The sequence below is a fragment of the Wenzhouxiangella sp. YN1 genome, assembly GCF_056324145.1.
The window spans coordinates 150,889-174,786 of the sequence record NZ_JBJNIO010000155.1; the positions used below are offsets into that span (position 1 = coordinate 150,889).

Annotated in this window: 25 protein-coding genes; all 25 read right to left on the reverse strand. The window is 65.8% G+C overall.

Features of this window, described 5'->3' with window-relative positions; translation table 11 throughout:
- Positions 1–4: 4 nt before the first annotated feature.
- Positions 5–727, reverse strand: coding sequence for a protein phosphatase CheZ (locus tag ACEWQZ_RS11980; RefSeq protein WP_476483326.1), 723 nt, complete (start codon positions 725–727; stop codon positions 5–7).
- The gene (locus ACEWQZ_RS11985; RefSeq protein WP_476483327.1) at positions 724–1,116 is read right to left on the reverse strand and encodes a chemotaxis response regulator CheY; all 393 of its coding nucleotides are present in this window, start codon (positions 1,114–1,116) and stop codon (positions 724–726) included. Before ACEWQZ_RS11985 ends, ACEWQZ_RS11980 begins: the two co-directional genes overlap by 4 nt.
- A 32-nt stretch (positions 1,117–1,148) precedes the next feature.
- Positions 1,149–1,862: an RNA polymerase sigma factor FliA gene (locus ACEWQZ_RS11990; RefSeq protein ID WP_476483328.1), complete on the reverse strand. Its 714-nt coding sequence runs from the start codon at positions 1,860–1,862 to the stop codon at positions 1,149–1,151.
- A complete protein-coding gene (locus ACEWQZ_RS11995) occupies positions 1,859–2,749 on the reverse strand; it encodes a MinD/ParA family protein (protein WP_476483329.1) in 891 nt (296 codons plus the stop codon). Before ACEWQZ_RS11995 ends, ACEWQZ_RS11990 begins: the two co-directional genes overlap by 4 nt.
- Positions 2,742–4,124: a flagellar biosynthesis protein FlhF gene (gene flhF / locus ACEWQZ_RS12000; protein ID WP_476483330.1), complete on the reverse strand. Its 1,383-nt coding sequence runs from the start codon at positions 4,122–4,124 to the stop codon at positions 2,742–2,744. The genes ACEWQZ_RS11995 and flhF overlap by 8 nt, the downstream gene beginning before the upstream one ends.
- A 49-nt stretch (positions 4,125–4,173) precedes the next feature.
- Positions 4,174–6,255: a flagellar biosynthesis protein FlhA gene (gene flhA, locus ACEWQZ_RS12005; protein ID WP_476483331.1), complete on the reverse strand. Its 2,082-nt coding sequence runs from the start codon at positions 6,253–6,255 to the stop codon at positions 4,174–4,176.
- 63 nt (positions 6,256–6,318) lie between these two features.
- Positions 6,319–7,440: a flagellar biosynthesis protein FlhB gene (flhB, locus tag ACEWQZ_RS12010; protein WP_476483332.1), complete on the reverse strand. Its 1,122-nt coding sequence runs from the start codon at positions 7,438–7,440 to the stop codon at positions 6,319–6,321.
- A gap of 6 nt (positions 7,441–7,446) precedes the next feature.
- Positions 7,447–8,220 carry a flagellar biosynthetic protein FliR gene (fliR, locus tag ACEWQZ_RS12015; protein WP_476483333.1) on the reverse strand — a complete coding sequence of 258 codons (774 nt, stop codon included), beginning with the start codon at positions 8,218–8,220 and terminating at the stop codon, positions 7,447–7,449.
- A gap of 2 nt (positions 8,221–8,222) precedes the next feature.
- The gene (gene fliQ, locus ACEWQZ_RS12020) at positions 8,223–8,498 is read right to left on the reverse strand and encodes a flagellar biosynthesis protein FliQ (RefSeq protein ID WP_476483334.1); all 276 of its coding nucleotides are present in this window, start codon (positions 8,496–8,498) and stop codon (positions 8,223–8,225) included.
- Between the two features lies 1 nt (position 8,499).
- Positions 8,500–9,246 (reverse strand): flagellar type III secretion system pore protein FliP, encoded by a 747-nt coding sequence (gene fliP / locus ACEWQZ_RS12025; protein WP_476483335.1) that lies wholly within the window; start codon positions 9,244–9,246, stop codon positions 8,500–8,502.
- Complete coding sequence (gene fliO / locus ACEWQZ_RS12030; protein WP_476483336.1) at positions 9,246–9,638, reverse strand: flagellar biosynthetic protein FliO; 393 nt, start codon at positions 9,636–9,638, stop codon at positions 9,246–9,248. The genes fliP and fliO overlap by 1 nt, the downstream gene beginning before the upstream one ends.
- Positions 9,635–10,075: a flagellar motor switch protein FliN gene (gene fliN / locus ACEWQZ_RS12035; protein WP_476483337.1), complete on the reverse strand. Its 441-nt coding sequence runs from the start codon at positions 10,073–10,075 to the stop codon at positions 9,635–9,637. The genes fliO and fliN overlap by 4 nt, the downstream gene beginning before the upstream one ends.
- Entirely contained in the window at positions 10,072–11,064 is a 993-nt protein-coding gene (gene fliM / locus ACEWQZ_RS12040; protein ID WP_476483338.1) for a flagellar motor switch protein FliM, read from the reverse strand. Before fliM ends, fliN begins: the two co-directional genes overlap by 4 nt.
- Before the next feature lie 12 nt (positions 11,065–11,076).
- Positions 11,077–11,580, reverse strand: coding sequence for a flagellar basal body-associated FliL family protein (locus ACEWQZ_RS12045; protein WP_476483339.1), 504 nt, complete (start codon positions 11,578–11,580; stop codon positions 11,077–11,079).
- A gap of 165 nt (positions 11,581–11,745) precedes the next feature.
- Positions 11,746–13,104: a flagellar hook-length control protein FliK gene (locus tag ACEWQZ_RS12050; RefSeq protein WP_476483340.1), complete on the reverse strand. Its 1,359-nt coding sequence runs from the start codon at positions 13,102–13,104 to the stop codon at positions 11,746–11,748.
- A 2-nt stretch (positions 13,105–13,106) separates the two neighbouring features.
- Complete coding sequence (gene fliJ, locus ACEWQZ_RS12055; protein ID WP_476483341.1) at positions 13,107–13,550, reverse strand: flagellar export protein FliJ; 444 nt, start codon at positions 13,548–13,550, stop codon at positions 13,107–13,109.
- 41 nt (positions 13,551–13,591) lie between these two features.
- Positions 13,592–14,956, reverse strand: a complete 1,365-nt coding sequence (gene fliI / locus ACEWQZ_RS12060) for a flagellar protein export ATPase FliI (protein WP_476483342.1) — start codon at positions 14,954–14,956, stop codon at positions 13,592–13,594.
- Entirely contained in the window at positions 14,953–15,633 is a 681-nt protein-coding gene (locus tag ACEWQZ_RS12065) for a flagellar assembly protein FliH (protein WP_476483343.1), read from the reverse strand. Before ACEWQZ_RS12065 ends, fliI begins: the two co-directional genes overlap by 4 nt.
- Positions 15,626–16,633 (reverse strand): flagellar motor switch protein FliG, encoded by a 1,008-nt coding sequence (gene fliG / locus ACEWQZ_RS12070; protein ID WP_476483344.1) that lies wholly within the window; start codon positions 16,631–16,633, stop codon positions 15,626–15,628. The genes ACEWQZ_RS12065 and fliG overlap by 8 nt, the downstream gene beginning before the upstream one ends.
- Positions 16,626–18,302, reverse strand: a complete 1,677-nt coding sequence (gene fliF, locus ACEWQZ_RS12075) for a flagellar basal-body MS-ring/collar protein FliF (protein WP_476483345.1) — start codon at positions 18,300–18,302, stop codon at positions 16,626–16,628. Before fliF ends, fliG begins: the two co-directional genes overlap by 8 nt.
- Before the next feature lie 30 nt (positions 18,303–18,332).
- Positions 18,333–18,656 carry a flagellar hook-basal body complex protein FliE gene (gene fliE, locus ACEWQZ_RS12080; protein WP_476483346.1) on the reverse strand — a complete coding sequence of 108 codons (324 nt, stop codon included), beginning with the start codon at positions 18,654–18,656 and terminating at the stop codon, positions 18,333–18,335.
- 26 nt (positions 18,657–18,682) lie between these two features.
- Positions 18,683–20,050, reverse strand: coding sequence for a sigma-54-dependent transcriptional regulator (locus ACEWQZ_RS12085; RefSeq protein WP_476483347.1), 1,368 nt, complete (start codon positions 20,048–20,050; stop codon positions 18,683–18,685).
- Positions 20,047–21,234, reverse strand: coding sequence for a sensor histidine kinase (locus tag ACEWQZ_RS12090; protein ID WP_476483348.1), 1,188 nt, complete (start codon positions 21,232–21,234; stop codon positions 20,047–20,049). The genes ACEWQZ_RS12085 and ACEWQZ_RS12090 overlap by 4 nt, the downstream gene beginning before the upstream one ends.
- 69 nt (positions 21,235–21,303) lie before the next feature.
- Positions 21,304–22,392: a sigma-54 interaction domain-containing protein gene (locus ACEWQZ_RS12095; RefSeq protein WP_476483349.1), complete on the reverse strand. Its 1,089-nt coding sequence runs from the start codon at positions 22,390–22,392 to the stop codon at positions 21,304–21,306.
- A 66-nt stretch (positions 22,393–22,458) separates the two neighbouring features.
- Complete coding sequence (locus tag ACEWQZ_RS12100) at positions 22,459–23,868, reverse strand: RNA polymerase factor sigma-54 (RefSeq protein ID WP_476483350.1); 1,410 nt, start codon at positions 23,866–23,868, stop codon at positions 22,459–22,461.
- Between the last annotated feature and the right edge of the window lie 30 nt (positions 23,869–23,898).

A 23,898-nucleotide genomic window follows, 5' to 3' on the forward strand; every position in this document is an offset into this window, starting at 1 on the left:
CCTGCTAGAAGCCCAGGCTCGAGAGAACGTCATCCACTTCGTCCTGGCTGGTCACCCGGTCTTCTTCCTCGTGCTTTCTGCCGGACTGGTCTGCCGTCGCCCCCGTTTCGCCGGACTGCCTGCCCGACAGACGAATCATGTTGACGAGCGTGCTCTCGACTTCCTTGACCAGCTCGATGACCTTGCGAATGGCCTGCCCCGACAGGTCCTGAAAATCCTGGGCCATCAGCATCTGTGAAAGCCGCTTGCGAATCTCACCGGAGGTGTGGTCGGAGCTGTCGAGAAACTCCTCGGTCTCGCGTACCAGGCTGCGAAATTCGTCGGCGGCCATCTCGCGGGCGCGAAAGCGCTGCCAGTCGCCCACCAGGCGCGTGCTGTCCTCGGTCAGACGTTCGGCCAGCGGCATGGTCTCCTCGATCAGGTCCATGGTCTTGTGAGCCGACGCTTCGGTCATGTGAATCACTTCATCGAGCCGGCTTTGAGCGTCGGGTATTTCCTCGCTGGCCAGCGTCTCCACGCGCGCGTCGACTTGAAAGCTGTTGAGGGCTTCGTGCAACTGGCGCGTCAGCCGCCCGATATCCTGGAACAGGCTGGTCTCGCGCATGGCGGTCAGCTCGTCCAGGCTGGCGTAGAAAATGGCCTCGTCGTTACCGCGCGCGGCCGCGGCCAGCGCCTCGATGGTGGGCAGATAATCCGCCGGTCTGCGATCGTCGCTGCCGCTGTTCATGTCGACGCCCCCAGGCGCTCGAACACGCGCTGAATCTTGTCCTTGAGGGTTTCGGCGGCAAACGGCTTGACCACATAGCCGTTCACGCCGGCCTCGGCGGCCTCGATGATCTGGCTGCGGTTGGCTTCAGCCGTGACCATCAACACCGGCAGCGCTTTGAGCGCGTCGTCGGCGCGAATGGCCTTGAGCAGCTCCAGCCCGCTCACATCCGGCATGTTCCAGTCGGTAACCACAAAATCAATGCGCCTGGATTTGAGCACCTGCAGGGCCGTGCGCCCGTCATCGGCTTCGGTGACGTTGCCGAAACCGAGCTCGCGCAACTGATTCTTGACGATTCTCCGCATCGTGGAAAAATCGTCCACGACCAGAATTTGCATGTTCTTGTCCAACGTAGCGTCTCCGTTGCTGTGTCGTTTATCCGTCAGTCCGACAAGCGCGCCCTGAGCCTGGCCAGCGCCTGGCCATGCAGCTGACAGACGCGCGACTCGCTCACCTCCAGCACTGCGCCGATTTCCTTGAGGTTGAGCTCGTCGTCGTAATACATGTTCATGACCAGTTGTTCCCTTGCCGGCAGCGCTGCGATCGCCTCGGTCAGGGCCGCCTGCGCGGCGTCCTCCTGCAGCTCACGCTCGGGTGATTGCGTCTTGTCGGCCACCACCCCCGAATCACTGTCGACCGGCGAGAGGTCCTCGGTGCTCAGCATCCGGCAGAAAACCGCCTCACGGGCAATGTCGTGGTACTCGTCCAGGCTGACGCCCATCTGCGCGGCAATATCGACATCGCGCGGGCGCCGACCCAGGCGAATTTCCAGCTGCCGGATGGCCTCGACCATCTCGCGCACCCGGCGGTGTACCGAGCGCGGCGTCCAGTCGGTCTTGCGCAGCTCATCGAGCATGGCGCCGCGAATCCGGATGCCGGCATAGGTCTCGAAACGCGCGCCCCGGCTGCCGGTGTAACGGCCGGCGGCCTCGATCAGGCCGAGCATCCCGGCCTGAATGAGATCGGCCACCTCGACGCTGGCCGGCAGACGGCCGGCCAGGTGATAGGCAATCCGCCGGACCAGATCGGCATACTGCTCCACCAGGTCCTCGCTGGAGAGGCTGCGCACTGCTTCATACTCGGCCGTGGCGTTCATCGCGCGACCTCCGCCTGCCCGGGCTCGGCACCCACCACGCGCTCAAGAAAGAACTCGAGATGGCCGCCGGCACCCGATGGCACACCCCATGTATCGGCCTGTTCGGCCAGATTCTTGAATGCCTCGGTGGCGCGGCAGCCCGGAAAAGCCGTGACTACGGGCTGCTGTTGCTGCAGTGCCCGACGCAGGAAGTCATCGTGCGGGACGTGCCCGGCGTAGTGCAGCGTGATGTCGAGGTAACGATCGGCCACGCGCGCCAGCTTGCGGTAGAGCGCGCGTCCTTCAGCGGCGCTGCGGACCATGTTGGACAGCACCTGGGCGCGCTCGATGCCGTAATCGCGGGAGAGCACCTTGATCAACGCGTAGGCGTCGGTCAGGGAAGCCGGTTCGTCACAGACCACGATCAATGCCTGATGCGCGGCGCGGGCGAACAGCGTGACCGCCGAGCTGATGCCGGCGGCGGTATCGACAATCAGCAGGTCGGCGCTGCCGGTGACCTCGGAGAAGGCGCTGATCAGACCGCCGCAGGCCTCCGGCGGCAGCGTTGTCATGTCCTGCACCCCCGAGGCGGCGGGAATGATGCGGATGCCGGCTGGCCCGTCGACGATGATGTCTTCGAGATCGCATTCCCCCGCAAGCACATGCGAAAGGTTGCGCCGCGGACTCAGGCCCAGCAGGACATCGATATTGGCCAGCCCCAGATCGGCGTCCAGAAGCCACACCTTGCGGCCACGCCGCGCCTGGGCGGCAGCCAGGTTGACCGACACATTGGTCTTGCCCACTCCACCCTTGCCGGACGCCACGGCGATGACCTGAACCGGCTGACGCGAGCCTTTCGCGCTCACCCCTTCCAGCCCGGCCGCCTGATTTCTTCCCCCTTCAAGCATTGGCATACCTCGCTTCGGCAATGTGGCGCGCCAGGGCGTGATCTTCACGGCCGGCACGCGATTTTTTCATCAGGCTGACAGCCTGGCTGATCAGATGGCGGGCACTCGCCCGCCGCAGATTCTCGGGCACTTCCTGGCCGTCGGCCGACCAGGCCACCGGCAGCCTGTAGCGCGCCAGTACCGACAGCATGCCGCCCAGGCTGGCCGCCTCGTCGATCTTGGTGACGATGCCGCCGGCCAGCGGCATGCGCGAAAACGCGGCCACCGCTTCGTCAATCGATTCCATCTGCGCATTGGCGGCCAGCACCAGGTAGGAGGAAACCGGCCGGCCTTCCATTTGCAGCGACTCCAGCGCCCGCACCAGGCGGGTATCACGCTGACTGACCCCGGCGGTATCCACCATGATCAGATCGGCATGCGAGAGCCGCTCGACGCGCTGCCGCAGCTCGTCGGCGTTGCGGGCAACATAGACCGGCACGTTGAGCTGCCGGCCGTAAATGAACAGCTGTTCCTGGGCGCCGATGCGATAGTCATCGGCGCTGATCAGTGCCATCTTTTCGAGCCCGTTCTTGAGCGCGTAGCGGGCGGCCAGCTTGGCAATGGTGGTGGTCTTGCCCACCCCCGTGGGTCCGACCAGAGCCACTACCCCGCCGGCGGCCAGCGGGTCGGTTTCAAAGAATTTCATGCGCCGCGCCAGCAGGCCCAGGGCGCCGCGCCAGGTGGCCGCGCTGTCACCTTCCCTGACCGGCGCCTTGCTGGCCAGGTCCTGGGCCAGATCCGGCGCCAGGCCCATGCGGATCAGATCGCGCAGCACCGCGGCGCGCAGCGGGTTCCTACGCGACATGTCGTTCCAGGCAAGGCTGGAAATCTGAGTCTCGAGCATGCGCTTGAGCACGTTGATCTCACGCCGCATGCCCACCAGTGAAGATTCCGACACGGCGGCAGCCGGTACCGCGTCAGCAGCCGCATTCTGCTGCCGCGGCGCCGCGCCGGGAGCCGCGGCGCCGTCGCCGGCAGCGGCCCGCGATTGCGCCTGGCCAGACAGTTCGACGACATCCTGCGGCGCGTCCTCGACTGCCAGCTCGGAGCTGAGGCTGACCTGATCCGGCGCCGACGGGTCGGGCTCAGGCGCATCCTGACCCGGCGGCTCGTACTGCCAGGTGTCCCGCGTCTGGCGGCGCTTTTCGTTTCCGCGGCCGGCGCCGCGGCCCATGGCGTACTCGACCAGAGTCTCGTCGTAGTCCACCGCGGCAATCAGCTCCAGGCCTTCATCAAGATGCCGGGTCGAGAGAATGACCGCATCGGGTCCCTGCTCGTCGCGCACCAGCTTGAGTGCCTGTCGCATATCGTCGGCAACGTAGCGCTTGATCTTCATGGCGTCCTGTCTCTCCTGCTGCACTTGTTCAGACGGCCCCGGCCTGGCATCAACGCGAAACCTGACCGATCAGCCGCAGCTGCTTGTCTTCTGGAATCTCGCCGTGCGAGAGCACGTGCAGGCCCGGTACGGCCTGTCGGGCGAAACGTGACAGCATGTTGCGAATTCTTGGCGGTACCAGCAGGATGGCGGGTTCTCCCCTGGCCTCCTGCTGTCGGGTGCTCGACTGCAGCGCTTCCTGCAGCTTTTCCGCCAGTCCGGGCTCCACGACCCCGGAATCACCCTGCTGCACCACATCCTGCAAAAGCTGTTCCAGCTCCGGCGCCAGCGTCATGACCGACATCTGCTCGCCCAGCCCGTTGATCTCCTGAACGATCTGTCGCCCCAACGTCTGCCGCACCTCGGCCAACAGCTCATCAGGATCCTGCGTACGCGCGCCGTGCTCGACCAGGGTTTCGCAGATGGCACGCACGTTGCGCACCGGCACCTTCTCGGCCAGCAGGCGCTGCATCACGCGCACCACCACGGCCAGCGGCAGCGTCTTGGGCGTCAGATCCTCGACCAGCTTGGGCGCACTCCTGGCGAGCACGTCCAGCAGCTGCTGCACTTCCTGATGACCCAGCAATTCGTGTGCGCGCTGCTTGAGCACATGGCTCAGATGCGTGGCGATCACCGTGGCCGCATCGGCCACGGTGTAGCCCAGTGTCTGTGCGTGCTCGCGAACACTGGGCTCCACCCAGACCGCCGGCATGCCGAAGGCCGGATCCCGGGTTTCGGTACCCTGCAGCCGCGAGCTGACGCCGCCGGGGTCGATGGCCAGTTCGCGGTCGGGATGGACCTCGCCCTCGGCGGCCACCACGCCGAACAGCGTCAGCCGATAGCGGGTGGGCGCCAACTCCAGGTTGTCGCGAATATGTACCGGCGGCACCAGAAAGCCCATGGACTGCGACAGCTTCTTGCGCACCCCCTTGATGCGATTCATCAGCTCGCCGCCCTGGCGGGCGTCGACCAGCGGCACCAGGCGATACCCTACCTCCAGGCCAATCGGATCGACCTGGGCGACGTCTTCCCACTGCAGCTCACGCGGCTGCTCGGGCTGCGTCTCGGCCTCGCGCTGCGCCGATCGCTGGCTGGCCGCCGCGGTCTCAACGCGCTTGCGGTGCCGCAGCCAGGCGGCGCCGCCGGCAATGCCTGCCAGGCTCAGGAACGCCAGGTTGGGCATACCCGGCACCAGCCCCATGGCTGCTAGTACACCAGCGGTCAGGGCGAGAACGCGGGGCTGCCCGAACACCTGATCGAGCACCGCCTTGTTCATATCCTGCGAGCGCGACATCCGGGTGACGATGACCGCCACCGCGGTCGACAGCAAAAGCGACGGAATCTGCGCCACCAGACCGTCGCCGATGGTCAGCAGGGTGTAGACCTCGACTGCGTTGCGAAGCGACATGCCGTGCTGGGCGATGCCGATCAGCAGGCCGCCGATGATATTGATGAACAGGATCAGGATGCCGGCGATGGCGTCACCACGCACGAACTTGCTCGAGCCATCCATGGCGCCGTAGAAGTCGGTTTCCTGACGGATCTCCTCGCGCCGCTCGCGCGCCTCTTCCTGCGAAATGATGCCGGCATTGAGGTCGGCATCGATGGCCATCTGCTTGCCCGGCATGGCGTCGAGCGTGAAGCGGGCACTGACTTCCGAAACGCGCGTGGCACCCTTGGTGACCACCACGAAGTTGATCACCACCAGAATGGTGAAAACCACCAGCCCGACCGCATAGTTGCCGCCGATGACAAACTCGCCAAAAGCCTGAATGACCTGACCGGCCGCATCCGTTCCGGTATGACCTTCGAGCAGGACCACGCGGGTCGACGCAATGTTGAGCACCAGCCGCAGCAGCGTACCGAACAGCAGCACCGTCGGAAAAACGCCGAAGTCGAGCGGCCGCATGATGTAGAGCACGCCCAGGATGACGGCAATGGAAAGCGTGATATTGAATGTGAACAGCACATCCAGCATCAGCGCCGGCAGCGGCAGCACCACCATCGCCAGCAATACCAGCACCAGCAGGGGTGCGCCCAGACCGAGGGCGCCGGCACGCTGCAGGGCGGGCATGATGGCAGCCCGGTTCATCACGAATTTTCCCCGTTTTCTCTGTTCATGCCCTCAGTGATGCAAAATGCGGGCCAGCCCTCGCTACTGCGACAGCGTTTCATCCACCTCGGGATTGGGCGCCGGCAGCCTCTCGCCGCCGGGCTCGCGTTGCACCCGGTAGACCCAGCTGAGCACTTCGGCAACCGCTACGTAGAGCGCCGGAGGAATCGGCTGCCCGACGTCGGCATGACGGTAAAGCGCGCGCGCCAGCGGCGGGGCCTCGATGCGCGGCACGCCGGCTTCCTCGGCCTTGCGCCGAATCGCCAGCGCCAGATGATCGGCCCCGCTGGCGACCACCACCGGGGCCGCCATGCGCTCGGTTTCATAGCGCAGGGCCACGGCAAAGTGCGTCGGGTTGGTCACCACCACGTCTGCCTCGGGCACGGCTTCCATCATGCGCTGACTGGCCAGCTCCTGCTGCATGCTGCGGCGTTTGCCCTTGACCTCCGGATTGCCGTCGGTCTCCTTCATTTCGTCCTTGACTTCCTTGCGCGTCATGCGCAGCTGCTTGTGGTGACTGTGCAGCTGAAACGGCACGTCCACCAGCGCAATCACAATCAGGGTGGCGCTGAGGGTCATCAGGGCCAGGCCGATCAGCTGCACGCTCGCGGCCATGCCCGCCTGCACCCCCATTGAAGGCAGCGCCATCAGGTGGGCGATGGCGTGGCGGATGAAAAGACCGGCGGCCAGCGCCACCACGGCAAACTTGCCCATGGCCTTGGCCAGCTCCATCAGCCCCTTGGGGCCGAACACTCGCTTGAGGCCCTTGCCGGGATTGAGACGTTCGAACTTCGGCGCCAGGGCCTTGCCGCTGAACACCCAGCCGCCGAGCGTCGCCGGCGCCAGCAGCGCGGTGACCAGCAGCACGCCCAGCAGGGGCGCCACCGTGGCCAGCCCGGAGGCGATCTGCTCACCCAGGTATTCGGTCATGAAGGCTTCGTCGAACAGCCGCGCACGCTCAACGGTAAAGCCGGTTTCGAGCACGCCCATGACGCGCTCGGCGGCCCAGCCACCCGAAAGCAGAAGAAAGCCGGACCCCACCAGCATCACCAGCGTCATGGTCAGCTCGCGCGAGCGCGGCACCTGCCCTTTGTCGCGGGCGTCCTTGAGCCGTTTCGGCGTCGGTTGTTCAGTGCGTTCCTGCTGCTCGTCCTGCTCGGCCATATCCGCCTACCCCCAAAGATCGTAAACCGCAGCAAAGGCGTGATCGAGCAGCGCCGCCAGCGTATTGGCCAGGGCCGGCAGCGTGGCCATCAGAATCACGAAGCCGGTGAGCATCGTCATCGGAAAACCGACGGCGAACAGATTCAGGCTGGGGGCCGCGCGGCTGATCACGCCAATGCTGAGATTGACGATCAACACAGCGGTTGCCGCCGGCAGGGCCACCCGCAGCGCACCGACGAACATCTGGCCGCCGTAGCCGGCGATCTGCCAGGCGGCGTCGCGATCGAAGCCGAGCGGCGCCACCGGCAGCGCCGCAAAACTGTCGATGATCATCTCGACCAGCAGGATATGACCATTGAGGCTGAGAAAAATCAGCATGGCGGCAATCAGGTGGTACTGGCTGAGCACCGGCACCTGGGCACCGCTGTCGTTGTCGATGAACAGGGCAAACCCCAGCCCCATGCTCATGGCCGCCGTCTGGATACCGATCACCACGCCATCGAAAACCAGCTGAATGATGAACCCGGCCGCCAGGCCGATGAGCACCTGCTGCGCGCCCACCAGCAGGCCTTCCAGAGAAAACCCCGGCACGTTCCCGATCGGTGGCAGCAGCGGATAAACCGCCAGCGCAAGCGTCAGTGACAACAGCATGCGAACGCGCGCCGGCACCGAACCGGCGGCGAACATCGGCGCGATCATCAGCATGCCGGCAATCCGGAACATCGGCCAGAGCACCTCGCCGAGCCAGGCCAGCAGCTGCGATTCGGTGACCACCGGCATGGTCAGCCCAGGTCGATCAGCTCGGGGATGCTCATGATCAACGTGCGCGTGAAGTTGACGATCAGATCCAGCATCCAGGGTCCGGCCAGGGCCAGGGCCAGCGCCACCACCGCCAGCTTGGGAATGAAACTCAGCGTCATTTCGTTGATCTGCGTGGCGGCCTGAAACATGCCCACGGCCAGGCCCACGGCCAGGGCCGACAGCAGCAACGGCGCCAGCAGAAGCACCACGACCCAGAGCGCCTGCTGACCGATATCGACCACCATGTCCGGGCTCATGCTAGCCACCTCCCATATAGAAACTCGAGGCCAGCGTGCCCATGATCAGGCCCCAGCCGTCGACCAGCACGAACAGCATCAGCTTGAACGGCAGCGAGATCAGCATCGGCGAGAGCATCATCATGCCCATCGACATGAGCACGCTGGCGACCACCAGATCGATGATCACGAAAGGAATGAAAACCAGAAAGCCGATCATGAAAGCCGTTTTCAGTTCGCTGGTGAGGAAAGCCGGCACCAGAATCCGGAACGGCACGTCCTCGGCCGACTCGAAGCCTTCGTTGTTGCCGGCCAGGCCGGCGAACAGGGCCAGATCGGTTTCGCGCACCTGATGACGCATGAAGCGGTGAATCGGCTCACGGCCGCGCTCGAGCGCTTCTTCAAGCTCGATGTCCTCTTCCATGTAAGGCACAGCCGCCTCGGTATAGAGCTCGGTCCACACCGGCGCCATCACGAACAGGGTCAGAAACAGCGCCAGGCCGATCAACACCTGGTTGGGCGGCGTGGTCGCCATGCCCATGGCCTGGCGCAGGATGGCCAGCACCACGATGATGCGGGTAAACGAAGTGAACATCAGCATGATCGAAGGCAGCAGGGTGAGCAGGGTCATCAGCACCAACACCTGCAGCGTGATGCTCCAGGTCTGGCCCCCGCCTTCGGCTGCCGGCTCGACCGTGACGATATCGATGCCCGGCGCGGCCAGCGACAGCGCCGGCATCAGCAGCACGATACACGTCAGCCAGCGCATCACTCCCGCGCCTCGCGCCGGCTGCCGGCAAGGTGTTCGTCGAAGCCTGCTTCGGCCTGCCCCAGATCGGCCAGGTGACCAATGCGGCCGGGGCTGACGCCCAGCAGGATGCGACGTCCGTCGACTTCGACCAGCAGCAGCCGCTCTTTCACGCCCAGCGCCTGCTGGCCGACGATGTGAATGGGGCCATCACCCGAGCGCACGCCCAGGCGCCCGCCCGAGATCCGCCGCGCCGCCCAGGCCAGCGCGAACACCAGGCCCAGTATCAGAATCAGCCCCAGCGCCGTGCGCAAGAGCTGGCCGCTGCCGCCCACCGGCGCCAGCTCGCTGGCCAGCGCTGGAGCGCCGACCAGCGCCAGACCGAGGGCAGACGTCAGGCGAGTCGTGTTCATTTCAGGTTCTTGATTCGTTCGGACGGACTGATGACGTCGGTCAGACGAATGCCGAACTTTTCATTGACTACCACCACCTCACCGTGCGCCACGAGGGTGCCGTTGACGTAGACATCCAGCGGTTCACCGGCGGTGCGATCGAGCTCCACCACCGAGCCCTGATTGAGCTGCAGCAAATTGCGAATGCTGATCTGCGTGCGTCCGACTTCCATCGACAGCGCGACGGGCACGTCCAGAATCACGTCGAGATTGACATCCGATCCGGCCAGCGGGGCGTTATCGTCAAGCTGTTCGAACTGCGCTTTTTCAGTCTCCTCCGCTTCTGCTTCCGCCTGCGCCTGCTCGCCTGCGCGCTGGGCTTCTTCCATTTCACGGACCTGGCGCTCTTCTTCGGTCTCTTCGCGCTGGCTGTCGTGTCTGTTGCTTGCATCATTCATGGCTTCGACTCTCCGCGATTACGCTCCACTCGGTTCATGATCTTGACTGCATAGTTGTCTCTGGCCGATCCAAGGGCGCCGCGAAAGCACGGCACGCCTTCGACATACACCGGCACCTCGTCGGGCAGGTCTATCGGAATCACGTCCCCCGGCCGCATGCTCACCAGGTCGGAAAGCGTCACCCGCTTCTTGCACAGTTCCACTTTCATGCTGACCTCGGCATCGCGAATTTCCTCGCGCAGGGCGTTCATCCAGCGCTCGTCACGGACCATGCGGTCAGAGGCCATGCCCGAGTCCAGCACCTCGCGAATCGGCTCTACCGCGGAATACGGAATGGTGACGTGCAGCTCGCCGCTGGTTCCTTCCAGCTCGACGGTAAAGCGGGTGACAACCACAATCTCGGAGGGGCTGACGATATTGGCGAACTGCGGGTTGACCTCCATGTTGTGAAACTCGAACTCCACATCCATGGCGAGCTTCCAGGCTTCGGCCAGGTCTTCAAAAATGCGTTCGCGCATGCGCTGAATGACGCGCGTTTCCACCGGCGTGAACTCGCGCCCCTCGATCTTGGCGTGGAAGCGGCCGTCGCCGCCGAAGAACGTATCGACCACGGCAAAGATCAGCCGCGCATCCAGCACCAGCAGACTGGTGCCGCGCAGCGGCTTGATGTTCATCAGGTTGAGGCTGGTGGGCACCGGCAGCGTGCGCATGTACTCCTGAAACTTCATCATGTCGACGCTTTCGACCGAAATCTCGGCCGAGCGCCGCAGCATGTTGAACAGGCCGATGCGAAAGTGCCGCGCGAAGCGTTCATTGATCATTTCCAGCGTCGGCATGCGGCCGCGCACGATGCGATCGTGATTGGCAAAGTCAAAGGACTGGATCTCGCCTTCGGCCGCCGTTCCCTCTTCGGTGTCGACCGCGCCGGAGTCGACGCCGTGCAGCAGGGCATCGATTTCGTCCTGGTCAAGAATGTCGTTTCTGCTCATGAACGCACCCGCCTATTGCACGACAAAAGCCGTGAAATACAATTCCTCCACCGCGCTGGGCTCGCCCTCGGAGTCAAGGACCTCGCGCACTTCCTCAAGCGCGGCTTCGCGCAGCGCTTCCTTGCCCTCACGCGTGGCGATCTCCTGCCGCGACGCGCCCGACAACAACATCAGCAGGTTGTTGCGCAGCAGCGGCGTGTGTCGCTCCAGGCCGGCGATGACTTTCTTGTCCCGGCTCATCACCTGGATGCTGGCCTGAAGAAACCGGACGCTGCCGCCGTCGTCCAGATTGACGACGAAAGACGGCGTGATCTCGTGATAGATGGCCGGACCGGAAGGGGCTTCGGCTTCGGGCTGATCGTTGCCGCCGGCCGATGCATCGGCCTGCGATTGAACGATGAAATACACGCCCCCGGCGGCTGCGCCGGCGGACACGATACCCACCAGCAGCGCCACGATCAGCAATCGGGACAGGCCGCCCTTGGCTACCGCCGGTGTGTCGTCTTTTTCCGCCATCGTGCTTGCTCCATTGCCAGAACTGAAATCTCGTCCTGTAAGGAGCAAAAGCCGTGCCAGGGCCCGGGCCGGCCGGGCGTCGGCTTTCCGACGCAGGCAGAATCCCGGGCTCGTGACGGGCTGACAGACAGAGTGCCGAGCGCTCGGCCCGATCGGGCCGATGAATCAGGCGTAGAGATCGACCAGGCCGCGCAAGCCCATCGGCGGCGCAGCAGCTCGGTCATCGATTGCAGAGCCGTTGTCTGCGGCGTGCGCCGAACGGCTGCCGCGGGAAGAAGCTTCGTCATCGCCGGGCGCGTCGTCCCGGTGCCCGGAAAACTGCCCGCCGGAATGGTCGACATGCGCCTCGCTGAGCTCGACCCCCTGCCCGGCCAGCGACTCACGCAAGCGCGGCAGCAGCTGCTCGAGCGCCTCGCGGGTCTGCGCCTGCTGCGCGGTCAGGTGAACGCGGGCTTCCTTGCCGTCGACCTCGATGCGGATATCCACCTGGCCGAGCTCCGGCGGCTTGAGCTGCAGCCGAGCTTCGGAACTGCCCTGCCGCAGCATCAAGGCGACGTGATCAAAGGTCTGGCTGGCAGCAGCCGAGCCCTGCGGCCCCGGCGCCAGGGTGGCGCCGGTCAGCGCTGCCTGCAGCGGGTTCGAGCCGGGCTGGAGGCCGGCAAGCTCACCCCGGGCCGCCAGCCCGGAATCGGCAGCTTGAGTCGCGCGGGCTGTATCCGCCGCCCTGGCCTGCGTTTCCAGCAGCGTCCGCCCGGCCTCCCGCGTCAACGACGCGTCAGGACTCGAGGCCGTCAGCTCCTGAATCAGCTTCGAGCCCGCCTCGGGTGCGTTCTCGGCAGCCGTCGTGAGCGCCAGGCTTGAAGGCAGGGCTTCCCTGGCCGGCGCGGCCTGCCGGTCGGTCAACGCCGCCGTTGGGCCGCGGCGATGCTGCTGCGCGGTCAGACGTTCAAGCAGGGTGTTCGCATCACCCTCGGCGCGATGGGTTGTCTGCGACAGGCCGAGCCCGGGCTTCTGCCCGGCCGACTCCGCACTCATCAACCGTCGCGCCACTGCAGACATCGGCTCCAGGCTTTCACCCTCAGCACTGGCCGCGAGAAAAGCCTGCAGCAATGCGTTCTGGCTGCCCGAGCGGGCGTTACCGGACAGACTCGGGGGCTGGCCGCTCGCCTGCGCCGCCTCCGGCGCCGAAGCTCCCGTTTGCGCCGCAGCCAGAGCCGCTTCATTGTGTATCAAACCCGATGCCAGCTGGCCAGCATGCCGGCCGTTCAACAGCGCAAGCCACCGATCCGGATCAAGCCCCTGACCACCCTGGTCTTTCTCGCCGTCAAGTTCGCCGCCTGTGGCAGCGGTGGCTGCCGGCAACCCCGGCTGCGCGTCAGGCGCCAGAGCCGAAGCGGCATCGAGGTCAAACAGCGCTGCAATGCCGGCAAAACCGTCATCGCTCATATCGGGCCGCAGCATGGCTGCCGCTGATGGATCGAGCTGCGGCAGGGCCAGCAACACCGGCAGGGAAGCCTGCGTCATGTTCAGGAGCCCGAGGTCACGAAGCGCCGGGTCACCAGATCGTCGATGAAGCGCTGCTCGACGCGCTCGGCCAGGCGTTGCTCACGAACAGCCTGTTTATCGGCCACGCTCTCGACGGCCTTGACGCGGGCGCGCTGCTCTTTCCATACCGCCAGCTGGCGCTCGTAAGCTTGCTGTGCCAACGCAACGCGCTGCGTCTGCTCATCGACGGCCAGCTGCAGCCGATCGGTAAAGTGCGCGTAGTTGCGCACGTTGACCGCCAGCGCGCCGTTGCGATGCGACTCGCTGAAACCCTGCCGATAGCTGGCCAGATGCGCGCGCAACGTCTCCAGCCGGGACTCTTCATTGAGCAGGGACGAACGCAGATCGGCCATGCGCCTGGAGCTGGCGCTTTGCTCCTGCTCCATCTGATTGGCAACGCGATGCAAACGCTCTGAACGGGTCATTGATTCACGAACTCCTCATTCACTGCCAATATACAAGCAAGTTATGTGCCAGCATCGCGTTCCTCCGACGAACCCGTCATGATCCGTTCCAATGCCGTCAGGCTTTCACGCAGCGAGACCGCGCGGTTGCTGTCCTGACGGATAAAATCGAGCATTCCCGGACGCAACGCGACCGCTTCGTCGATGCGCGGATCACTCCCCTTGCGGTAGGCACCGACGGCAATCAGGTCCTCGTTTTGCCGGTAAGCGGCATGAACTTGCCGGTAGCGGCGCACCAGCTGCTGGTGGCCGGCGTCGGTGATCTCGTTCATTGCCCGCGAGATCGACGATTCCACGTCGATGGCAGGGAAAATGCCGGATTCGGCCAGCTGGCGATCGAGCACGATATGACCGTCCAGAATGGCCCGGGAGGCGTCGGCAATCGGATCATTGGTGTCATCGCCTTCGACCAGCACGGTGTAAAAGGCGGTCAGCGATCCGCCGCCGTGACCACTGTTGCCGGCGCGTTCGACCAGGGTTGGCAGGCTGGCGAATACCGAAGGCGGATAACCCTTGGTCGCCGGCGGCTCACCCACCGCCAAGGCGATTTCGCGCTTGGCCTGGGCAAATCGCGTCAGCGAATCCATCAGCAGCAGCACCTTGAGACCCTGGTCGCGAAAATGTTCGGCAATGGTGGTGGCCATCCAGGCGCCGCGCATGCGCATCAAGGGCGGCCGATCGGCCGGCGTGGCCACGACCACCGCGCGGCGCATGCCCTCCTCGCCCAACGTGGTTTCAACGAAATCGCGCACCTCGCGGCCGCGCTCACCGATCAGGCCAACGACAATGACATCGGCCTCGGTAAAGCGGGTCATCATGCCCATCAGGGTCGACTTGCCCACGCCCGAACCGGCAAACAGGCCCAGACGCTGGCCGCGACCGGCGGTAAACAGCGAGTTGATGGCACGCACGCCCACGTCCAGCGGCTCACGAATGGGCTGGCGATCGAGCGGATTGATCGGCTCCCCGGCCAGGGGCGCGCGCTGCCCGGTCATGATCGGACCGCGCCCGTCCAGCGGCACGCCGGCGCCGTCGACAACGCGGCCCAACAAGCCCTGGCCAACCGGCGCATCCAGGCGACCACCACCCGCCATCACGCGGGCATTGGGCGACAGGCCGCGAATCTCTTCGGTGGGCATGAGATAGACGCTGTCTTCGGCAAAGCCCACCACTTCCGCCTCGAGCTTTCTGTCGTTTTCACCCAGCACCCAGCAGCGCTCGCCCAGCGCGGCCTCGACGCCCACGGCCTCGAGGGTCAGGCCGACTACACGCTTGAGCTTGCCGCAGGCGTTGACCGACGGCCCGGCCACCGCCTGCTGGCGCTGGCGCAGCCGGCCGGCCCAATTGGCTGCCCGAGCGCTGTTCATGCCGGCTCACCATCCTCCGGCCCGGGATCGCTCGCGGGCGCGTCGCTCTCGCGGTGGCCACCCAGCACGCGAGCGGCCACGGTTGCCAGCCGCGTCTCCAGGGTCGCATCGACGCTGGCCGTCTGGCTGCTCACGCGGCAGTCGCCGCGCTCGAGCATCGGATCCTCGCGCAGCTCCCAGCTGGTTTCACCGGCCGGGTTGGCCAGGGTGTGGCGAACCAGCTCGGCATCCTGCGGGTGCAGATGCACGCGTACCTGACGGCTGTTGGCGGGCAGTTCGGCAAGCGCCTCACGCACCGCCGCAATCACGTGTTCGGGCTCGCTGCGCAGCTCCCGCCGTATGATCTGCCGGGCGACAGCCAGGGCCAGCTGCACCAGCTCGGATTCGACTTCCTCATCCACTGCCCCCAGCGGCTGCTGCATCGCCTCGATCAGTGATTCAAGCTGGCGTGCGCGCGCCTGCACCTCTTCCTCGCCAGCCTGGCGACCGGCGGCCAGACCTTCGGCCCAGGCTTCGTCCCAGGCCTGCTTCTGCAGCGCTTCTAGCGCGCGCGCGCTGTAGACCGAAGGCCGGCGCTGCTCTCCGGCCGGCCTGTCCCGGCCGCCGGCACGGGCTACATCCGGCGCCTGCCAACGCTCCAGCTTGTCAACCTTTTCGCGCGCCAGAATCTCAGACATACTCTTCGCCCTTGCCGCCCAGGTCGAGCTGGCCCTGATCGGCCAGGCGGCGGGCCGTTCCCAGGATTTCCTTCTGCGCGGCCTCGACATCGGACAACCTGACCGGCCCCTTGGCTTCGAGATCCTCCTCGAGCATCTCGCCGGCACGCTTTGACATGTTCTTGAAGATCTTCTCGCGCACCGTCGATTCGGCACCCTTGAGCGCCAGCACCAGGGTGTCGGACTGCACGTCGCGCAGCAGCGTCTGAATGCCGCGGTCGTCGATGTCTGCAAGGTTATCGAACACGAACATCTGTTCCTGGATGTTCTGGCCAAGGCTCTCGTCAACTTCATTGACACCGGCCAGCACCGACTCTTCTATATTGCCGTCGACCAGGTTGAGGATTTCAGCGGCGGCACGCACCCCGCCCACGCTCGATGACTTGAGGTTTTCATTGCCGGAGAACTGCTTTTCCATCACCTCGTCGAGCTCGTTGAAGGCCGACGGCGGAATGCCGTCGAGCGTGGCAATCCGCATGATCACGTCCGGACGCACCCGCTCGGGCAGCGTGTCGAGCACCTCGGCGGCGTGATCGGCCTCGAGGTAGGCCAGCACGATGGCAATGATCTGCGGGTGTTCCTGACGAATCATCTCGGCGACGCTGCGCGGATCCATCCACTTGAGCGCTTCGAGCCCCTTGCTCTTGCGCCCCAGCAGAATGCGATCGATCAGACCCGAGGCCTTGTCGCCCAGCGCCTGCTCCAGCACCCGCCGGACATAATCGTCGGAGCCCACGCCCAGAGAGGTCTTGTCTTCTACCGTGGCAATGAAGGCGTCGAGCACGTCCAGGGCCTGATCACGCGACACCGAATCGAGTGTTGCCATGGAGGTGCCGATGCGCTGCACGTCGCGCGCACCCATGTGCTTGAGCACCTCCGAGGCCTGCTCCTCGCCCAGCGACATCAGCAGAATCGCCGCGCGTTCGGTGCCGTTGAGCTCTCCCGGCTTCTGTCTACTCATCCTCGCCTACCCACTGCTTGACCACCTGGGCCACCCGCTTGGGGTCCTGCGAGACCACCGACTTGGCCGCGGCGATACGTTCCTCATACTGCTGGCTCGGGTCGCTGACCAGCGACTTCCTGTCGTCTTGCGCCGCGCTGGCGTCGTGGCTCAGGCTGGCTGGCGAATGCGTTACCAGCTGGCGCTTGGCCGGCAGCTGCACAAGCTGGCGCAACAGCGGACGGATCACCGCCATGATCAGCAGCAGCACCACCAGGGCACCGGCGCCAATCCGGGCCAGCCCCATCAGATCGATCCGGTCCATGAAGGAAGACGTGTCGGTGCTGGCGTCTTCACCCAGCTCGGCCGTCTGGAATGCCGCGTTCACCACGCTGACGGTGTCGCCACGGGCCGGGTCAAAACCGACCGCCTCACGCACCAGCGTGGTCATGCGCTCGAGCGCCTCTGCCGAGTGCGGCTGGCTCACCACTTCACCATCGTCATTGGTCACGCGTTGCTCGTCGACCACCACCGCAACCGACAGGCGGCGCAATTCGCCGGCCGGCGCCAGAATGTGGCGAATGGTGCGATCGACCTCGTAGTTGCGAACGTAATCGCGGCTGGTCACCGGCGGCTGGTTGCCGTCGACGCTGCCGTCCTGGTTGGTGGCGCCATTGTTTCCGGCCTGACCGGCGGCCGCCGGCGGCTGATTGCTGAGCGCCCCCGGCACACCGGTGGCAGTGACTGCGTCGGCATCACCGCGCTGCTCGCTGCCCTGCTCGCTGCGAATGACCTGGCCGGCCGGGTCGTAGCGTTCCTGGGTTTCTTCAGTGCTGGAGAGCTCCAGATCGGCGGCCACCTGGGCACGCACGCGACCGTAACCAACCACCGGCGTGAGCAGCTGCTCGATGCGCCGACTGAGGCGCTCCTCGATGCGCTGCACGCGATCAAGCGCGGCGTTGGCCGGGTCTTCTTCCTCGTTGAGCCTTGCCGACAGCAGCATGCCGTGCTGGTCGATTACCGCGACCTGTGAGCGCGCCATGTTGGGCACCGACGAGGCCACCAGGTTGACAATCGCCATCACCTGGCCCGACTCCAGCCGCCGACCGGGATGCATCTGCACCAGCACCGAGGCGCTGGCCGGGCGGCGGTCACGCACGAAGACGCTGTCGCGCGGCATCGCCAGATGAATCCGCGCGGCGCGTACCGCGCTGATGCTGGCCACCGTGCGCTGCAGCTCGACCTCGAGCGCGCGTTGATAGCGCGCACCTTCCATGAACTGGCTTTCCGTCAACCCGCCGGACTCATTGAACATCTCGAAGCCGGCGCCGGAGGCGGCCGGCAGATCCTGCGAGGCAAGCTGCAAACGCGCCTCGTGCAGGGCATCGGTCGGCACCATGATGGCGCCGCGGCCGGACTCATAACGGTGCTCGATGCCAGCGGCCTCCAGCGCCTGGACCACCTGGGCGGCATCGCGATCATCGAGATTGCCGTAGAGCAGGCCATAGCCGGTGTCCTGCGAGGACCACAACGCAATGCCCACGCCCACGGCCACGGCGGCCGCCAGGCCCACCAGCAGCATCAGCTGCCGCAGACCGGGTACCTGATCGATCACGTTCAGGCCCGAGACCGAGGCCGTTGAAGCCCCGCTGCCCTGATCCCTGCCAGCCACCAGATCCTGTGCCGCCATTGCTTGAATTTCCTTGCGTCCCGGCCCTTATCAAATGGGCATGTTCTGAATTTGCTTGTAGGCGTCGACGAGCTTGTTGCGCACCTCGCTCATGGCCTCGAACGACACCCGCGCTTTCTGCATCGCGATCATCACTTCAGTGAGATCCGCGTCCGATTCGCCGCGCTCGAACGCCGCCGACATTCCGGCCGCCGTCTGCTGGCTTTCGTTGACCCGTTCAAGCGAGCGGCTCATGATTTCGGCAAAGTTGACCTCGTTGCCGCCCTGCGCTGCCGGCTGCCCCTGCTCCAGGCCGGAGGCGCTCTTGAGCGCGCGCATCTGCGACAGAACCTGCTGAATCGACATATCGCTCATTGATCCATCTCCTTCTTGCCGGCCGCTCAGACCGATGCCCTGTCTGCTGCAAATTCCGGGCCACCGTCACCGGGAATGCGCAGCCCAGCCTCGCGCAGCCGGGCCAGCTTGTAGCGCAGAGTGCGCGGGCTGATGCCCAGGCGCTCGGCGGTGCGGCCGCGATGCCCGGCTTCGTGGCGCAGGGTGTCGAGAATGACCTCGGCCTCGCGATCGGCTACCGAGCGCTGCAGGTCGCCGCCACTGTCCTCGGCAGGCCCTGCCGCGGCCGCGGTGACATGCTCGAAAAACAGGTCGCCGGCGCGAATCTCCTCGCGCCCCCCGGCCAGCACCAGAGCGCGCTGAATCACGTTATCGAGCTCGCGCACGTTGCCTGGCCAGGCGTGCGCCTCGAGCGCAGCCAGGGCCTCCCCGGTCAGGGCCGGCACCACGCCCCGGCCACGATGATGGCGCGCCAGGGCGCGCTCGGCCAGCGGCTGGATATCGCCCGGCCGCTTGGCCAGCGCCGGCAGGCTGAGCGGAAACACGTTGAGCCGATAGAACAGATCCTCCCGAAAGCGCCCGGCCCGCACCTCGCTGGCCAGATCCCGATTGGTGGCGGCGATCACGCGCACGTCGAGTTTGATGCTGCCGCTGCCGCCCAGGCGCTCGACTTCGTGCTCCTGCAGCACCCGCAACAGCTTGGCCTGCAGGCCGATATCCAGCTCCGAAATCTCGTCGAGCATCAGCGTGCCGCCATTGGCGGACTCGAACCGGCCCACGCGCGCCCGCTCGGCGCCGGTAAACGCCCCCTTTTCGTGGCCGAACAGCTCGGCCTCGATCATGGTTTCGGGAATGGCCGCGCAGTTGACGGCCACGAACGGGCCCTCGCCGCGACCGGAATGGTGATGGATGTAGCGGGCGTAGGCTTCCTTGCCGCTGCCGCTGGGGCCGGAAAGCAACACGCTGACCTCGGCAGCGGCCACCCGCCGCGCCATATCGGCCAGGCTGCGCGAGAGTGGATCGTGGGCAACCAGCTCTGCAGAGTCTTCAGGCCGACCACGGAAACGCTGAACGCGCTCGATCAGCTGATCGGCCTCGATCGGCTTGATCAGATAATCCACCGCGCCGGCGCGCACCGCCGACACCGCCTGCGGCACGCTGCCGAAGGCGGTCATCAGCATCACCGGCAGGTCCGAATGCTGTCGGCGCAGCCGGCGCAATAATTCCAGACCGTCCCAGCCCGGCATCTGGATGTCGGAAATCACCAGGCTGATGGCTGTGTGCCCGAGCACCTCCAGCGCCGCGCGGCCGTCGGCGGCAGTCAGCACGTCGAAATGTTCGAGCTCGAGGGTTTCCTGCAGTGCCTCTCTCAGGGGCTGGTCGTCTTCGACCAGAAGAATGCGGAAATCACTCATGACTGCTCTCCAGCAACGGCCGCCGCCGGATAGTCACGACTGCCGCGCGCCACGCGCGGCAGCTCGAGGGTGAAACAGCTGCCCTGCCCCGGCGTGGATGCAAGATGGACCTCACCCTGGTGCGACTGCACCACCGAGCGAACCACCGCCAGCCCCAGGCCGGTGCCGCCGCCGCGGCGGGTAAAGAAAGGTTCGAAGATGCGCAGCTGGTCTTCCGGCTCGATGCCGGGGCCGTTATCGCGCACCCGCAACAGCACCAGGCCATCGATTCCACGCTCGACCTCCAGCGTCACCTGCGTGTACCGGTCGCCGGCCTGCCATGCGTTCTCGATCAGATTGCAGAGCACGCCGACCAGCGCCTGACGGTCGCCCTGCAGGCACGCCCCGGCGCTGCGGTCGACCACCTCCAGCCGCGCGCCGCCGGCCATGGCGGCCGCCAGCGCGGCCCGCAGCTCCTGCAGCAGTTCGGCAACCGCCAGCTGCTCGGTCGGGCCACAGCCGCCGCGCACGAAACCCAGCATGTCGCGCGTCATGTGCTCGAGGTCGCGCAGGCGGTCGATCAGCCGCTGCCCGAATCTGCGGCGGCGCTCGGCGCTCAGTTCCCGATCGCTCAGATGAGCGGCATACAACAGGGCCGAAGACAGCGGCGTTCGCACCTGATGGGCCAGGCGCGCGGCCATTTCGCCCATCGCCGCCAGCCGGCGGTTGCGCGCCAGGCGCGCCTGCAGCCGACGCTGCTCGGTCACGTCGGTCAACAGCACGATGGTTTCCAGGCCGCCCTCGGCAACCTGTCTGGAAACGGTCAGCTCGCGGCCATCGGCAAGTCGCAGCTCGTTTTCGTCTGTCTGTGCCTGGGCCGCAGCCCGCGCCAGCACTGCCGGCAGGCTCTCGCCTTCGATGTTGGCGCCCAGCCACTGCTGCGCCCGAGCGTTGCTTTCACCAATCCGACCGGCCTCGTCGAGCACCATCACGCCACCGGGCAGCGAGTCGACCAGCGCGCCCAGGCGATCAGCCAGGCGCTCTTTCTCGGCGCGCTGACGTTCCTTTTCGCGCCGCGACTTCGCCAGCTCCCCGGCCAGAACGGCGGTGCGCTTCTCGAGATCGCGGTAGGCGTCGGTCAGCTCTTCGGAAAGACGGTTGAATGCGCCGAACGCTTCTTCGAGCCGGTGCGCTGATTCCGTCATTGGGCCTCCATGTTGTGCGGCATACCCATTCAGCAAGCAAAACTCGTTCCAGGACGGCCGGACGGGCCGTCAGAAGTCCGCCGACTCGAGGCCGTATTTCTTCATTTTCTCGACCAGCGTGGTGCGCCGCAGGCTCAGCACCTCGGCGGCGTGGGCCACCGTGCCGGCCGTAGCGGCCAGCGCCTGGCTGATCAGGGCAGACTCGATGTTGGCCAGGTACTGTCTCAGGTCGAGGCCGTCTTCAGGCAGCTGCGGCAGCACCCGCTCCTCGAACGGCACCTGCAGTCCGGTTTCCGGGGCCGGCGAGGCCAGCTCCTCGCAGTCAACGCGATAGCGTGCCGGCAGGTCGCGGGCCTGAACCTTGCGCCCGGAGCTGAGGATGGCCATGCGCTCGACCAGGTTGACCAGTTCGCGCACGTTGCCCGGCCAGGGGTGCTGGGCCAGCGACGCCAGCGCGCCGTCGGTAAAAGCCACCTCACCGGTGCCGCGAGCCTCGTTGAGCACGGCAAAGTGCTCGACCAGCGCGGGCAGATCCTCGACGCGTTCGCGCAGCGGCGGGATATGAATCGGAAAGACATTGAGCCGGTAGAACAGATCCTCGCGGAACTCGCCTTCGGCAATACGCTGTTCGACGTCGCGGTGCGTTGCCGCCACCACGCGCACGTTGCAGCGCAGCGTTTCGGTGCCGCCGACACGCTCGAAACTGCGCTCCTGCAGCACCCGCAACAGCTTGACCTGCATGGCCACCGGCATGTCGCCGATCTCGTCGAGAAACAGGGTGCCCCCTTCGGCCAGCTCGAAGCGCCCGCGGCGGCGCGAAATTGCGCCGGTGAAGGCGCCCTTTTCGTGCCCGAACAACTCGCTTTCGAGCAGCTCAGATGGAATGGCACCGCAGTTGACCGGCACAAAAGGCCTGTCGGCGCGGTCGGAGCGGTCGTGAATTGCGCGGGCGACCAGCTCCTTGCCGGTGCCGGACTCGCCGAGCACCATCACGTTGTTGTCGAAGCGCGCAACCTGGCGGATGAGCTGGCGAACCTGATGCATGGCAACCGACTCCCCGACCAGGCCTTCGCTGTCATCAGGGCCGCTGGCGTCGACGGCGGTGGTGCTCAGATCGCTGACGGCTGCATCAGCCGGAAACTCGATGGAAAGATCCATGGTGAATTGACCCCTTTTTGAAACTGTTGCTGCACAACGGACTGCAGTCGAAAAACCCTGGCGCCGCTAGACCCGCGCCCGCGCCTGCCGGGCGACCAGATTGCGGGCCAGCGCCTGGCGCTCGGCCAGCGGTGGAATATCAAGCGCCTCGCGATATTTGGCCACCGTGCGCCGGGCAATGCGTACCCCGCGAGCGGCCAGCAGCTTGCCGATCTGGCCGTCGCTGAGCGGCTTCAAGGGCTCTTCCTGCTCGATCAGGCGGCGCACCAGGGCGCGCACTGCCGTGCCCGAACAACTGCTGCCATTGCGCGTGGCCAGGCGGCTGGAGAAGAAGTATTTCAGCTCGAAATTGCCGCGCGGCGTCTGGATGTACTTGCGCGTGGTCACGCGCGAGACCGTGGACTCGTGCATTGACACTGCCGCGGCGATCTCGCGCAATACCATCGGTTTCATGGCCAGTTCACCGCGCTCGAGGAACCCGTGCTGGTGCTGCATGATGGCGGCGGCCACCTTGAGCAGGGTCTCGTTGCGCATCTGCACGCTTTTGACCAGCCAGCGCGCTTCTTGCAGCTGGCCGCTCATGCCCGCATGCGCGCCCGCCTGTCGCGACTCCGCCATCAGACCCTCGTAGAGCCGGTTGAGGCGCAGCCGCGGCAGCACCTGCTGGTTGAGCTCGACTACCCAGCGCCCGCGACGGCGCCGGATCAGCACATCGGGCACGATGGTGGTTGCCGCCACACCGCTGAGACGCCGCCCGGGATAGGGCTGCAGGCCGCGTACCAGCTCAAGGGCGCGTGCCACCGTTTCCGGCGCAAAATCCAGACGCTCGGCCAGACGGTTGCTGTCGGCTTCGGCAAGCTCGGCCAGATCAAGGCCGATCAGGGCCCGGGCGCAGGCACTCACGGTCTGACAGGCCGCGCGGCCTTCAAGCTGCAGCGCCAGGCACTCAGCCAGATCCAGCGCACCGCAGCCGACCGGATCGAGCTGCAGAATCTGCTGGCGCACGGCTTCGAGCTCATCTGCGTCGACCGCCGCCTGCGCCAGAGTTTCAAGCAGGGCCTCGGGCGTTGCTGCAAGGTAGCCGTCGTCATCGAGCGCATCGATGATGACCGCGGCGATGAAGCGGTCGCGCTGCGACAGCGAAGACAAGTCCAGCTGCCAGGCCAGGTGATCTTTCAGGTCGGCTTCGGGGGCGGCGTAATCCGGCTCGGGCAGCGGCCCGGAAGCCGTTGACGCAGTACTGACCGGCCAGTCGTCGGGCAGCTGGCCGGATTCTTGCAGAGTGTGGTCGTCGGCTGCTTGCCCGTCCTCGTCTTCAAGTTCTTCGGCCTCGAGAAAGACGTTGTTTTCCAGCGCGTTGCGCAACTCGAGCTCGAGTTCATGCGAGGACAGCTGAAGCAGTCCGATGGCTTGCTGAAGCTGGGGCGTGACGGTCAGTTGTGCACTGACCCGCGCCTGCAGTGCGGGTTGCATCATGGGACCCCCCTTTAAGGTCGTCAATTTTGC